The sequence below is a fragment of the Silvanigrella paludirubra genome, assembly GCF_009208775.1.
Taxonomy (GTDB): domain Bacteria; phylum Bdellovibrionota_B; class Oligoflexia; order Silvanigrellales; family Silvanigrellaceae; genus Silvanigrella; species Silvanigrella paludirubra.
The window spans coordinates 627,780-641,377 of record NZ_WFLM01000002.1; the positions used below are offsets into that span (position 1 = coordinate 627,780).

Consider the following 13,598-nt stretch of genomic DNA (forward strand, 5'->3'; position numbering starts at 1 on the left):
CCAACGATGAGTGTTGAAAAAATACAAGAAGGAATAGATTTTTATTTTAACGATAAGGGACTTATGGTATTTACTAAGGAATACCATTTAAAAAGAGGATATTGTTGTAAAAGTGGATGTTTAAATTGTCCTTATGGATTTATAAAAGAAAATAAAAATTGTGACTTAGTAAAGGAAAAAGAAGTCAAAAGTAATAAATATTGAAAAATATAATTTTTAATCGTTTAGACTAATTTTTTCGTAGACATATTCATAAATTTTGTAAGCAATATCAATTCCTATAATGGTACCAAAAGCTGTCACAACTTTATTTCCCAATAATAGATCTTCAAGTGCATAAATATCAAGCATAGAGCCGAAAACATTCATAGTGACAGCAGATATTACAATTCCAGCTGCCGCAACTAATGTTAGACCTGTAACTTTCCAAACAGGATAATAATTTAACTCTTTATAACCAGAATATTTTCAATTTGAACAAGTTGTCCATTTTGTAACATTATTTTCTTTATAACGAACAGCAATTGATCCCCATACAGATATTGGAATACTCCAAGAAGAAACGCCAACATAATTATAATTAGGACCAAATTCAGATACACATTTTTTTTCTAAAGTTTGACAAAATTGAATAGATTCATCTTTATTTTAAAAGGTTTTATTTACTAATAAAAAAATTTATAATTATTTGCAGAAATACCGCCAAATCCATTTATCCATGTTCCAGATTCATTTATATAAGTAAAATTTTAGAATCGCCTCTTAAACCATTTTATTTGAACAAAAAAAATATGAGCCCAAATATGAACTTGCATAAGAATTAATACATACAATAAATTGCAAAAATGCAATTGATAATAAAGCAAATGAACTAAAAATATTTCTATACAATTTGACAACTTCCTTTTAAAAATAAATATTAATGAAGAGAACTTTAACAATACTATTTTTTTACATGAAGTATTAAAAAAATTTAATCTTCTTTATTATTTACTTCATTATAAATATTTTTATATATTTTATAAGCTTCATCAAGTCCTATATAAACTCCATAGGCTGTTCCTGCAACAACACCAGCTAAAGTTCCAACTACAACCGCTTCTTCAGCAACTATAATTCCAGGAGCAAGACTTAATGTAAACCCAATAAATCCTCCTTTTATGTACCACATTATAGGATAAATTAGCATTCCAGAAGCAGCTATATAACTATAACCAATACTTGATCCCACTAATTTCCAAACAGGATAATAATTTAACTCTTTATAATCTGAATATTTCCAGTTAGAACAAGTTGTCCATTTTATACTTAAGTTTTCCTTATAGCGCAAAGCAATAGTTCCCCAGGCTGTTTGAGGGATACTCCACGAAGAAACACCAAGATATTTATAAGAAGGACCAAATTCATTTACACATTTTTTTTCTAGATTTTCACAATAACGTATAGCTTCTTGTTTATTTTCAAAAGTTTTTCTTACCAATAAATAATATTGACCTGTTTTTGCTGATATATCACCAAAGCCATTAATCCAAGTTCCAGATTTATTTACAAAAGTAAAACTTTTATATTTATCATCAATTTGATTATTTGAAGTAAAACCTTTTGACCAATTCCAATTTACTTTTTTCTTCCAGTATTCATTTCCTCTTAACCCATTTTCACTAGAGCAAAACAAATAAGATCCAAAATAGGATTCAGCAAAAGTGTTTAAACTTATTACAAATTGAGATAATAATATGAACGATAATAAAAAAGAACTGAATCTATTTCTATTCAAGCATAACTCCTCTGAATAAAGAATGCCCTATATAAATTTTATAATTTATATAGGGCTAAAATAATTTTTTAATCTTGATTATTATACATTTTTTCTGAAATATATTGGTAAATATCGAAGGCATCATCGATTCCAATTGCAAGACCAATACCCGTTCCCACAGCTCCTGATATTGGGCCAATAGTCCCTAATAATCCACCTAGTGCCCATGGATAAATAACCAAACCAGCTGCAGCCAAACTAGTTAAGCTTGTAACTTTCCACAGAGGATAATAATTTAATTCTTTATAATCTGAAAATTGCCAATTTGAACATGCTGTCCATTTTGTTTGTTTATATTCTTTATAACGAACAGCAATTGTACCCCAAGCTGATTGAGGAATACTCCAAGAAGAAACACCAACGTATTTAAAAGACGGGCCAAATTCTTTTACACATTTATTTTCTAGAAATTGACAATAACGTATAGCTTCTTGTTTATTTTCAAAGGTTTTTTTAACTAATAAATAATGTTGCAATGTTGTTGATGAGATATCTCCAAATCCATTAATCCAGGTTCCAGATTTATTGGCAAAAGTAAAGTTATTATATTTATCATCAATTTTGATTGTTTGGGTGTTTGAATCCTTTCCTCTTGACCATCTCCAAAAGACTTTTCTATTCCAATATTCATCACGTCTTAAGCCGTTTTCACTTGAACAAAATAAATAAGATCCAAAATAAGACGCCGCAAAAGATTCGAAACTAAATGCAAATTGAGAAAATGCAATTAATGATAATAAAAATGAATTGATTATTTTTTTATTCAATTTTCCACACTCCAACAAAAACAAAAAACACATAAATAAAATCTCATTCTAATTCGAATGAGATTTTTGATTATCATAAAATATAATAATTACAAGTTTTTATTTATACATAAATATGTAAAATATATATAATTTATATATTAATTTTAATAACTAAACTTACCTAATTTAACTTTTCCTCTGAATACCCAATATATTATTGCAGTATATGAAATAACAAAAGGCATTCCGCAAAAAGCAATAATTCTCATAATATTCAATGTTTTTTCTGAGGAAGCCGAATTATAAATTGTTAAACTATATTCTGGTAAAATATTTGAAGTAATTAAATTTGGAAATAATGCTGCACCAAATAATGCTGTAAAAGCAATTAAAGTTAAAGAGGATGAAAGAAATGCATAACCTGGTCTTCCTAAAAAAACAGCTCTGGGAATATTTGCAATTGCTAATACATTCAAAATAACAATACCCCAAAGCCAAGGATGATTTTCAAAATTATGAATCGATCTAGGTACTGAAACAAGAGTATAAATGGTTGCTAAAATGTAGCAAATAATAAAACAACCAAAAGTATGCCAAATCCATCTATGCACTCTCTCTTTTAATTCCCCTTCTAATTTAAGATAAAGAAAAATAGAACCATGCATTGCAAAAGTAGCAACAGCTAAAATTCCAATCGCTATAGAGTAAGGATTTAAAAGATCTAAAACAGTACCAGCATATTCTTTATCAGCACCTACAAGAATTCCATTTAAACAATTACCAACAGCAACTCCAAATAAAAAAGTTGCTAAAACACTCGCTCCAAAGAAACTCCAATCCCAGGCAGCTCTCCAAATAGGAGAGTCATGTTTACTTCTAAATTCTATAGAAACGGCTCTAAAAATAAGAGCACATAAAAGTAACATAAAGGGTAAATAAAAACCCGAAAAAGCAGTTGCATAGGCATCTGGAAAAGCAGCAAAAAGCGCGCCTCCAAATGTAACTAACCACACTTCATTTCCATCCCAAAAAGGCCCAATTGAATTTAAAAATAATCGTTTTTCATGATCTGTTTTTGCAAGAGGATGCAAAATTCCCACACCTAAATCAAATCCATCTAAAACAGCATATCCTGCAAGAAGTATTCCTAAAGTAACAAACCAAAATATATTTAAGTCCATAAATAACTCCTAGACATTATTTTCTTCAATAAATTTTCTTTTTTTATTAGGAAAAATTTCATCAGGTCCATGTTTCACTTTATTGTGAATTACAAAAACCCAAACCAAAAAAAGTAATATATAAATTAAAGTAAACATTATTATAGAAGCTAAAATTTCATTTGCTTTAACAGATTTAGATAGTCCTTCAGGAGTTCTCATTAATCCATAAACTATCCATGGTTGCCTCCCTGTTTCCGTAGCAATCCATCCCGCTTGATTTGCAATCACAGGAACAATAACGGAAAAACAATAAATTTTCATCATAAGTTTTGATTCAAATAATTTTTTCCGTTTTAAAAGTATTAAAGAAACACTTGTAATGAATAGCATATACATGCCTAAAGTAACCATAATATGATACATTTGAAATGTAATCCCAACTGGTGGTCGGTCTTCTGGTTTAAATTGATCAAGACCTTTAACGGGAGTTGTAAAATTCCAGTGCAATAAAAAGCTCAAACCTCCTGGAATTTTAATTCCATATTCGACAGTTTGTTTTTCAGAGTTAGGAATTCCAAATAAATATAAGGGGGCTCCGCCTGTCCCTGTAATAAAATGACCTTCCATAGCCGCCATTTTTGCAGGTTGTGTTTCCGCAACTCTTTCTGCTAATAAATGTCCAGAACTTGCTGCTGCAATAGAAGAGATAAATGCTAAAACAAGTCCTATAGTAAAAGATTTTTTAGCTACTTCTAAATGTTGTTTCTTTAATATATACCAAGCACTAATGCTCATTACAAAAAAAGCACCCATCAACCAACAACCAATTATGGCATGAAGAAGCATTCTCATACTTGATGGATTAAAAACCATTGCCCAAAAATCATCTATTATCGCTTTTGCATGCATTCCTTCGCCAACAATATGATACCCAGCTGGTGTTTGCATCCAAGCATTGGCAATAATAATCCAAACTGCAGAAAACATAGAACCTAAACAAACCATTAATGTTGAGAAAAAATGAACTTTAGGTGTTACTCGATCCCAGCCAAAAACAAGTATTGCTAAAAATCCAGATTCAAGAAAAAATGCGAAAATACCTTCAGCCGCTAATGCGGATCCAAAAATATCTCCAACAAAACGTGAATAAGTCGCCCAATTTGTACCAAATTGAAACTCCATAACTAATCCAGTTGCAACTCCCATTGCAAAATTCGCCGCAAAAATTTTAACCCAAAATTTTGTTATTTTTTCATAAATTGGATTTTTTGTTTTAAGATAAATTCCTTCTGTAATTACAAGAATTAATCCTAAACCAATAGATAAGGGAGGAAATAAATAATGAAACATAATCGTAATTGCAAATTGCAATCGTGCAAGAATTTCGGTTGATAGAAGCTCTGACATAGCGCACTCCTTTAAAAGATTACACATTCATGTCACCACTATCATTATGAGAAAAAAATCAATTCTTTTTAAGGCAGCATATTGTTGCGTTTAAATATTTTAACTATTTAAGCATCTATACTTCCAAAGTCAGGTTTATTATTCAAGAAAGCAGAAATTCTTCCTCTCACACTATCCGGAAATAAAGAATCATTTAATACTTGAATTAAATTAAAATATTTTACTGTTTGAACCTCTTCACAATGAATACGAGGAGGTTCTTCTTCAAGAAATTGTATGTTTTCTGGAATAGCTAAATAAACAAAGCCTTTAATCGCACCCATTTTCCATTGCCTTGTTACTTCTTTATATTTCTCAATTTTCCAACCAACTTCTTCTAATACTTCTCTCATCATTCCAAATTCTGGATATTCATTGATTTCACAATTTCCACCAATAAAGTCCCAAGCATAATCATAATAATTTCTTTTCATCAAAAGACATTCCCATTGATTAGGATTTTCTCGAGCCATTCTAATTATTTCATCTGGAGTGTATTTTGAATATTGACTTCTTAAATTTAAATCTACAGGTCTTAAAAAAAGAGCGCATCCAAAATAGGGGGAACTTCTATTTTTAATTTCAAATAAAGATTCCTGAATTAATTTATTATAAATTGGATTATCTTTATTAAAGAAATCTTTATCTATTCTTTTATATAATTCTTCTTTTGTTTTATCTTGTAATTCCCAAGAGCAATTTTCTGAAAAATTTTCATTTTGATATCGAGGAATAATATGCCAATGCAAATGATGAGCTACATTTGCAAATTTGACTAAATTAATACGTTTACAATTTGTTACTTTTCGAATTGCTTTTTCAAAACAAACTAAAGAATGTAAAGTATCTGGTAAATCAGATGGTCTTATTTCTGATTGTTCATAAATATGTCTTTTAAAAATAACCATAAAAGCACCTGGCCATTTTTCCGCAAATGGACTTTTATAGACGTATAAGTTGTGTCCTCCGTCAAAAAGAAAATCAGGATCATTTTGAGAGTTCTTTAATTTTGAACATAACACACAGTTATCTTTAAGTTTTATGTAAGGTGAGAGCATTTGACACAAATCCTTTCTAAAAGCTAATATTCTGTAACTTTATGTCGACATATTCTTCAAGAATATTTTGCCGCTAAATTAATCCGCAAAGGTGTTTGAGAGGTACATATGCAGCTGTTTGGATCCTATCTCGTAAAAAAAGGATATGTAACACCAGGTCAAGTTATGACGGCTTTAGACATTCAAAAACAAACTTGGCTTCCCATAGGACGTATTGCTTTAAATGAAGGCAAGCTTACTGTTGAACAAATATTTCAAATTTTAAATAAACAGTCTGAAGAAAGTAAACCTTTTGGAGCGATTGCCGTTTCCCTTGGCATGCTAAAAGAAGAGGATGTGACTCACCTTCTTTCTATTCAGCAAAAAAACATTAGACCTATTGGACAAATCTTTGTAGAACTGGGATATATAACCCAACCTGATATGGAATCAGCATTAAAGGCATTTTTAAAAGACCCAGAATCATGACAAAAAAATTTGAATTAGTAGACGAAGAAAAGCTCCGAGATAAAGGTTTTATCCAGTTCGCTCAAGTAGGTCGCCCTCACGGTTTGAAGGGCGCATTTTTTTTGAAAACAGAAGATAAGCGAACAGAATGGGATGGTTATAAAAAACTATTAGTTGAAACCCCAAACGGTTTTATAGAAAAAAAAGTTTTAAAGACTTATTTAAGTGGGAATGCTCTTGCCATTGTACTTGATGGGTTCATAAACCGAAATGATATTGAACCACTATATAATAAAAAAATCTTTGTCCACAAAGATGAAATTCAACTAAATAACGATGAATACATTGTTGGTAATTTAATTGGATTTAAGGTCTATGCTGAAGAAAAAGGTTGCATAGGTGTTGTTAAGGGGGTTAGTTCTTTTGGTGCACAAGACAATCTTGAAATTTATATGAATGATTCCAAAAAAACTTTCTTATTTCCTTTTATTGAAACCTTTGTTAAAAAAGTAAGCGATGCTGAAGAAAGAATAGACATTGTTTATGTCCCCGAGTTTTTAGAGGATGATAATTCGTGATTACGGGTCTTCGCTTTTCCGCTCTTACCCTTTTTCCTGAAATGTTTGAAACAATTAAAAAAGAAGGGGTTATAGCGAGAGCAATAAAAAATAATTTAATACAATTAGATACGATATTTCTTAGAGACTTTGCAGATAATTCTCGAAAAAATGTTGATAATCACCCTATTGGTGGTGGTGATGGCATGGTTCTTCGTGCCGACATTGCAGAAAAAGCAATTTTATCTGTTGCAAATGAAAATTCATTTATTGTGAATTTAACACCATCAGGTAAAGTATTTAATTCAAAAATCGCTAAAAAATTATCTCAAAAAAAACATTTAATCCTTCTTTGTGGCCGATATGCGGGCTTTGATCAAAGACTAATTGAGAAATACGCCCACATAAATTTAAGTATTGGTGATTTTGTTTTATCTGGAGGTGAGCTTCCTTCTTTGTGCTTAATAGACTCCATTTCTAGATTTGTTCCAGGAGTTCTTGGCAACCAAGAAAGTGCATTAAATGATAGCTTTGAAGATGGACTTCTTGAGGCGCCCCAATACACTCATCCCGAAGATTTTCACGGCCAAGAAATTCCAAAAGTATTATTTTCTGGGGATCATAAAAAAATAAGTGCATTCAAAAGAAAAGAACAACTTATTCTAACAGCACAAAACCGCCCTGATCTCATATTATCAATGTGGGAAAACCTAAGCCGCCAAGAAAAATCAATTATCGAAAAAATTTGGAAAAGCGGATAAAATACAATAATTTCAGTAATGACTCGTACTATACCAGCGCATTTATTTGTGTTATGCCAATTTAGTTATCTTGTATATCCCTTGAAAGGTATTTGAAAATGCAGACTCTCCGTTCTCATAATTGCTCAGAACTTAATATGAATCATATCAATCAAAATGTTACATTGATGGGCTGGGTTCATTCTAAACGAGATTTGGGAGGACTCATTTTCATCGATGTTCGAGATCACTTTGGAATTACACAGGTTGTTATTCATCCAGACTCCCCTTTTTTTTCAGAAGCTAGTTCAGTCAGACAAGAGTCTGTCATTCAGGTAAAAGGTAATGTTGTTAAACGTGAAGGCGCTATCAACTCTAAAATTTCAACTGGTGAAATAGAAGTTATTGCCTCTCATTTTATGATTGAATCTCCCTCTGAAATTCTTCCTTTTCCTGTAGCACACAATCCAAAACAAGAGAGTGAAGATACACGGTTAACATACCGTTTTTTAGATCTACGCACTGAAAAAATGCACCGTAACATTTTATTCCGTTGTAACGTTATTCGTTACATTAGAGAAAAAATGAATTCTCTCGGTTTCAACGAATTTAGTACTCCTATTTTAACAAGCAGCTCTCCTGAAGGAGCACGCGACTTTTTAGTTCCTAGCAGACTTCATCCAGGACATTTTTATGCACTTCCGCAAGCACCACAACAATTTAAACAGTTATTAATGTGCTCAGGATTTGATAAATATTTTCAAATTGCACCTTGTTTTAGAGATGAAGACCCTCGCGCCGATAGAGCTCCAGGAGAATTTTATCAATTAGATGTCGAAATGAGTTTTGCAACTCAGGATGATGTTTTTAATATAATTGAAGAACTTATGATTGGATTATTTGAAAATAAACAATTTTCAAACCGCAAAATACTTCCTTTATCACATTATGACACTAAATATATTCAAAATAATTTGCGTAAATTCCCATGTATTCCTTGGCATGATGCTATGGATAAATATGGTATTGATAAACCAGATCTTCGTTATTCATTAGAAATGCAAAATGTAGAAGAAACTTTAGAACATACTCAATTTGCAATTTTTAAATCTGTAATTGAGAAAAAAGGAATTATTAGAGCAATTGTAATTCCTAACGCGGCTTCACAAAGTCGTAAGTTTTTTGATGAAGCAGACGCATATGCAAAAGAAATTGGCTTAGGAGGCCTTCCTTGGCTTGCGGTAAAAGATGGTGAATGGAAGGGCTCTATTGCAAAACAACTTAGTGAATCAGAAAAAAAGGCGCTTGGAAATCAACTAAAATTTGAAAATTCAGACGCTGTGGTTTTCATCGTTGGAAATGAAAAATTAAAAACACAAACAGCGGGTGGAAAAATAAGAAACTATTTTGCTGACAAGCTAAATTTAAAAGATCCAAATGTCTGGGCATTTGCTTGGATAGTAGATTTCCCAATGTATGAATTTAATGAAGATGATCAAAAAATTGATTTTTCCCATAACCCATTTTCTATGCCACAAGGTGGAATGGAAAGTCTGAAAAATAAAAATCCATTAGATATTTTAGCGCATCAATATGATTTAGTTTGTAACGGCATTGAGCTTTCCTCAGGAGCCATTCGAAACCATCGTCGTGATGTTATGAAAAAAGCTTTTGAAATTGCCGGCTATTCCGAATCTGATGTAGAAAATAAATTTGGCGCTTTATGGAATGCTTTTGCCTTTGGAGCTCCACCTCATGGAGGCATTGCTCCTGGAATCGATCGAATGGTCATGTTATTACTTAATGAGCCAAATATTCGTGAAGTCATCGCATTTCCTTTAAATCAAAAGGCGATGGATTTATTAATGAAAGCGCCAAGCATGGTTTCGGGAAATCAATTAAAAGAAATTCATATTCAAACGAAAACTTTATAGACTATTTCATAGAAATATCGAGGAAAAAGTGATTTTTCATTTTAAGAGGCTCGATTTAAATCGCAATAAAAATGTAAAAGTATTGCCTGTTACTTTGTTAATAACATTTTTATTATTTATTATACAATTAAATACTCATGCTTCTACAAATCGAACAACACTTTTAACCCCTCCTTCTCCTGGTGAATTTTATTATGAAGTAGCACAAGAAATATTTAAAATAACGGGCGCAAATGTTAAAACTCAAATAGAGTCTTATCCTAGTATTTATAAAAAAATGAATTCTACAACTCCAGAATCTAAAGAAATATATGCAACCATCGCTGTATTAAATGAAAATAATATTAAAAAATATCATAATATATTAAATATTATTAGTATTGAAACTTCTTTTTATACCTTAAAAGATAGCAAAAAAAACTCAAAAACGGTTGATGAAGTTAAAAATTTAAAAGGAATTTGCGTATGGTTAGATTCCGTTTTAAATAAATATTTAATAAATCAAGGCTTTCATAATTTAATACCTGTGCCTACATTAAATCAATGTGTTAATATGCTATATACTGGTAAAGTAGATGCCCTTTATTCGTCTGAAGCACCATTAATTAAATCGGCAAAAACACTTGATCTAGATGTAACAAAATTAAAAAAAGGATATACGCCAATGAGAGTTACCTTTTTTCTTGCATTAACAAAAAACGCATCCAAAGAATATGTTAAAAAATTAACAAACTCTGGAAAACAATTTAAATCCTCTGGCAGATATGATGAAATTTTAGATAAATATAGAAAAGATCTTTTTTTACCGCAATAATTTTAAAAAACCTTACCTTCGAGGAAGAAAATGTTGAATAACCTTTCCTTAGAAAATATTTCAAATGCTAAATATTCTGAATCAAATACAATTTTTGATGAATCTTGGAGAAAACCATTATCTATTTTGCTTGGATTAGGTAGAGCAAGTGGAGCTGATTTCATTGAGTTTTTTTTACAAAGAGGAAACTACCTTAGTGGCCTTGTTGAAAATGGAAAAGTTACTGCAATCAGTCCAAATTTAAATTTAGGGGCAGGCGTTCGTGTTTTTAAAGGAAAAGAAGATTGTTACGTTTCAACCAACGATGTTTCTTTTAATGGTTTAAAAAAAATATTAGAAAGAGCTTTGGATATTCACTCTTTAAAATTAGAATCCCATAGAATTATTACCGATATTAATTTAGAGCCGCTTAGAGATTACGGCGTAATAAGAAATAAAAACAATTGGCTCACATCGGTAAGTTCAGTTAAAGAAATTTGTGATTTATTATTACAATGTAACGATAAACAAAAAAATGCGACTAAATATTTACAAAGTGTAACTACAAATGGTTTTCGTGACTGGCAAGAAGTTTTAGTTGCATCAAGTGATGGCGTTTTTGCAAGAGACATTCGTTTAAATCAAAGTATTTCTGCACAAGTTGTTTGTGTAGATGGTGCTCACAGAACATCATCACACAAAAGAATTGGAGAAGCCTCTACTCCAAATTTTTTCAAAAATTTAAATTTCGATGATCTTTCTCAAAAGTTATCTGAAATTGCAGGCAATATGTTACACGCCGATTATGTTACCTCTGGAAATTATCCTGTTGTTCTTGCCAATCAATTTGGTGGTGTCATTTTTCATGAAGCATGCGGACATCTCCTTGAGACCACGGCCGTTCAAGGAAACTCAACTCCTTTTGCAAATAAAAAAGGAGAAAAAATTGCTCATGATAATTTAACCGCCTGGGATGAAGGTTTTTGGGAAAATGGATTTGGCTCAATAGATATGGATGATGAAGGGATGCCTGTTCAAAAAACTTTATTAATTGAAAATGGAGTACTTCGTAACTTTATTTGCGATAGAATGGGAAATCTATTAACAGGACACCCAAGAACAGGAAGTGGCCGTAGACAAAATTATACTTTTGCACCTGCAAGCAGAATGCGAAACACATATATAGCACCAGGTAAATACACAACTGAAGAAATGTTTAGCAGTATTGATAAAGGAATATATTGCAAAAGTTTAGGTGGTGGAAGTGTCAATGGAACTGGTGATTTTAATTTTGGGGTAGAAGAAGCTTGGTTAATTGAGAATGGTAAAGTAACAAAACCTGTAAAAGGTGCTACATTAATTGGGCAGGCAACAGATATTATGCACAAGATTTCTATGTCAGGGAATGATCTTGATATTTCTGCTGGTTTTTGTGGATCAATTAGCGGTAGTATTTACGTAACTGTAGGACAACCACATATTAAAGTTGATTCCATAACAGTTGGTGGTCGCTAGAATTTAATAAGGATTTATTAATTATGTCATTAAATATAGAACAATTAAAATCAGATATAGATTCAATCGCAAGATCTCTTGGAATTCAACAATATGATGTCTATGGTTCAACAAAAGAAGAAAGCTCTGCAAGCTCGAAAAATAAAAAACCATTTGGTTTAAACTCATCAAGCAAATCGAATATGCTCATTCGTGTTTGGAATAGAAATCATCAAGTGGGAGTAACAACAACTTCTAACTTAACTTATGCAGGCTTAACAGATGCTTTAATATTAGCACACTCCTCCGCTGAATTTACATCAAGAGAAAATAATTATGATTTTAGCGATGACTGTTTAAATAGCTCACAAAATATACATATCCAACAAAATTATACAAATATGACTTCTATGGGTGAACTTGTTGAAAAAACAGTACAAGCCGAAACTAAAATATTAGAAAATTCTTCTGTGTTTAAAAGTGTTCCTTATAATAAAGTTTCTGAATCTATTTCTAAGAAGTTTTATTTTAATAGTTTAGGAGCATTTAAATCCGAAGATAAAAATATTTCTTACTGTTACTTTTATCCTCTTGCACAAGAAGAGGGTAAAATTGCAAGAGAAGCTGGTTTTCTTTCTATTGTAAATGGATTTCAAAATTTAAATGTGGAAGAATGTGCTGAAAAAGCAATATTAAAAACAAGAAATCATTTAAATTATAAAGGAATTAAATCTGGTAAATATAAAGTTATATTTTCACCAGAAGCTTTTTTAGATCTTTTTAATGCTTTTGCAAATTTTATTAATGCACAAAATATTTTAGATAAAAAAAGTCTTTCTACAATTGAAACATTAAATACAATTGTTGCTTCTCCCTTATTCAATCTTTATGATTCGCCTTTACATGATAAAAATCCTTCAAAATCTCACTTTGACGAAGAAGGAACAAAAACTCAAAATACGGAAATTATTAAAAATGGAGTTTTAAAGTCATTACTTCATAGCAGTTTTACGGCCAAAAAATTTAAAACAAAATCTACTGGAAATGGAAATATAGGATCTAAAACCACTGTTTCTCCGCATTTTTTGCATGTGACTGGAGCAAGTACACACTCTGCTTCTTTCGATTTAAATAATGAAAAAAATACTATTTTTATCGAAGCTGTAAAATCTCTCCATGCTGGAGTAAATGCTTTACAAGGTTCCTTTTCTCTTCCATTTGATGGTTTTTTGCTAAACAATGAAGAAAAACAAAGTATTGAATCCGCAACAGTTGCCGGTGATTTTTTAACTTTACTAAAAGATATTTGTTACGTTGATAACAATGAAGAAGTAACAGCAAGCGGAGTATGTTCTAATGTATGGATTAAAGAATTATCTATTACAGGAAATGGATAAA

Annotated in this window: 14 protein-coding genes; 8 read left to right on the forward strand and 6 right to left on the reverse strand. The window is 31.0% G+C overall.

Translation table 11 applies throughout. The annotated features are described in order from the left end of the window. Window positions 1-6 precede the first annotated feature (6 nt). Window positions 7-204: a C1orf53 family protein gene (locus GCL60_RS06835; protein ID WP_153419534.1), complete on the forward strand. Its 198-nt coding sequence runs from the start codon at window positions 7-9 to the stop codon at window positions 202-204. Between the two features lie 12 nt (window positions 205-216). Here the strand turns inward: GCL60_RS06835 and GCL60_RS06840 are convergent, their stop codons facing one another. The 6 genes from GCL60_RS06840 to GCL60_RS06865 form a co-directional block, all read right to left on the reverse strand. Then, window positions 217-369 carry a hypothetical protein gene (locus tag GCL60_RS06840; protein WP_153419537.1) on the reverse strand — a complete coding sequence of 51 codons (153 nt, stop codon included), beginning with the start codon at window positions 367-369 and terminating at the stop codon, window positions 217-219. A 604-nt stretch (window positions 370-973) separates the two neighbouring features. Continuing rightward, complete coding sequence (locus tag GCL60_RS06845; RefSeq protein ID WP_153419539.1) at window positions 974-1,777, reverse strand: hypothetical protein; 804 nt, start codon at window positions 1,775-1,777, stop codon at window positions 974-976. Window positions 1,778-1,845: 68 nt separating this feature from the next. Next, window positions 1,846-2,586, reverse strand: a complete 741-nt coding sequence (locus tag GCL60_RS06850; protein WP_153419541.1) for a hypothetical protein — start codon at window positions 2,584-2,586, stop codon at window positions 1,846-1,848. Window positions 2,587-2,732: 146 nt separating this feature from the next. After that, window positions 2,733-3,749 carry a cytochrome d ubiquinol oxidase subunit II gene (gene cydB / locus GCL60_RS06855; protein ID WP_153419543.1) on the reverse strand — a complete coding sequence of 339 codons (1,017 nt, stop codon included), beginning with the start codon at window positions 3,747-3,749 and terminating at the stop codon, window positions 2,733-2,735. Window positions 3,750-3,758: 9 nt separating this feature from the next. Continuing rightward, window positions 3,759-5,138 (reverse strand): cytochrome ubiquinol oxidase subunit I, encoded by a 1,380-nt coding sequence (locus tag GCL60_RS06860; RefSeq protein ID WP_153419545.1) that lies wholly within the window; start codon window positions 5,136-5,138, stop codon window positions 3,759-3,761. Between the two features lie 107 nt (window positions 5,139-5,245). Further along, on the reverse strand, window positions 5,246-6,235 hold the full coding sequence (locus GCL60_RS06865; protein ID WP_153419547.1) for an NUDIX domain-containing protein: 990 nt from the start codon (window positions 6,233-6,235) through the stop codon (window positions 5,246-5,248). Window positions 6,236-6,343: 108 nt separating this feature from the next. On the opposite strand from GCL60_RS06865, the gene GCL60_RS06870 reads away from it, so the two are divergent. The 7 genes from GCL60_RS06870 (at window position 6,344) to GCL60_RS06900 (ending at window position 13,597) form a co-directional block, all read left to right on the forward strand. Then, complete coding sequence (locus GCL60_RS06870; protein ID WP_153419549.1) at window positions 6,344-6,703, forward strand: cyclic di-GMP-binding domain-containing protein, MshE-related; 360 nt, start codon at window positions 6,344-6,346, stop codon at window positions 6,701-6,703. After that, window positions 6,700-7,260: a ribosome maturation factor RimM gene (gene rimM / locus GCL60_RS06875; protein WP_153419551.1), complete on the forward strand. Its 561-nt coding sequence runs from the start codon at window positions 6,700-6,702 to the stop codon at window positions 7,258-7,260. The genes GCL60_RS06870 and rimM overlap by 4 nt, the downstream gene beginning before the upstream one ends. Beyond that, window positions 7,257-8,000 (forward strand): tRNA (guanosine(37)-N1)-methyltransferase TrmD, encoded by a 744-nt coding sequence (gene trmD, locus GCL60_RS06880; RefSeq protein WP_202614006.1) that lies wholly within the window; start codon window positions 7,257-7,259, stop codon window positions 7,998-8,000. Before rimM ends, trmD begins: the two co-directional genes overlap by 4 nt. A 98-nt stretch (window positions 8,001-8,098) precedes the next feature. Then, on the forward strand, window positions 8,099-9,913 hold the full coding sequence (gene aspS / locus GCL60_RS06885) for an aspartate--tRNA ligase (protein WP_153419553.1): 1,815 nt from the start codon (window positions 8,099-8,101) through the stop codon (window positions 9,911-9,913). A gap of 28 nt (window positions 9,914-9,941) precedes the next feature. Continuing rightward, entirely contained in the window at window positions 9,942-10,727 is a 786-nt protein-coding gene (locus GCL60_RS06890) for a substrate-binding periplasmic protein (RefSeq protein WP_161998110.1), read from the forward strand. Between the two features lie 30 nt (window positions 10,728-10,757). Then, window positions 10,758-12,221 carry a TldD/PmbA family protein gene (locus GCL60_RS06895; protein ID WP_153419557.1) on the forward strand — a complete coding sequence of 488 codons (1,464 nt, stop codon included), beginning with the start codon at window positions 10,758-10,760 and terminating at the stop codon, window positions 12,219-12,221. Between the two features lie 23 nt (window positions 12,222-12,244). Beyond that, window positions 12,245-13,597, forward strand: a complete 1,353-nt coding sequence (locus tag GCL60_RS06900) for a TldD/PmbA family protein (protein WP_153419559.1) — start codon at window positions 12,245-12,247, stop codon at window positions 13,595-13,597. The last annotated feature ends 1 nt before the right edge of the window (window position 13,598 follow it).

Bases quoted from the DNA above. Each gene is read 5' to 3' on its own strand.
- GCL60_RS06870 (WP_153419549.1), top strand. From the start codon at position 6,344: ATGCAGCTGTTTGGATCCTATCTCGTAAAAAAAGGATATGTAACACCA.
- GCL60_RS06835 (WP_153419534.1), top strand. From the start codon at position 7: ATGAGTGTTGAAAAAATACAAGAAGGAATAGATTTTTATTTTAACGAT.
- GCL60_RS06895 (WP_153419557.1), top strand. From the start codon at position 10,758: ATGTTGAATAACCTTTCCTTAGAAAATATTTCAAATGCTAAATATTCT.
- GCL60_RS06900 (WP_153419559.1), top strand. From the start codon at position 12,245: ATGTCATTAAATATAGAACAATTAAAATCAGATATAGATTCAATCGCA.
- GCL60_RS06860 (WP_153419545.1), bottom strand. From the start codon at position 5,138: ATGTCAGAGCTTCTATCAACCGAAATTCTTGCACGATTGCAATTTGCA.
- GCL60_RS06865 (WP_153419547.1), bottom strand. From the start codon at position 6,235: ATGCTCTCACCTTACATAAAACTTAAAGATAACTGTGTGTTATGTTCA.
- GCL60_RS06840 (WP_153419537.1), bottom strand. From the start codon at position 369: ATGAATGTTTTCGGCTCTATGCTTGATATTTATGCACTTGAAGATCTA.
- rimM (WP_153419551.1), top strand. From the start codon at position 6,700: ATGACAAAAAAATTTGAATTAGTAGACGAAGAAAAGCTCCGAGATAAA.
- cydB (WP_153419543.1), bottom strand. From the start codon at position 3,749: ATGGACTTAAATATATTTTGGTTTGTTACTTTAGGAATACTTCTTGCA.
- aspS (WP_153419553.1), top strand. From the start codon at position 8,099: ATGCAGACTCTCCGTTCTCATAATTGCTCAGAACTTAATATGAATCAT.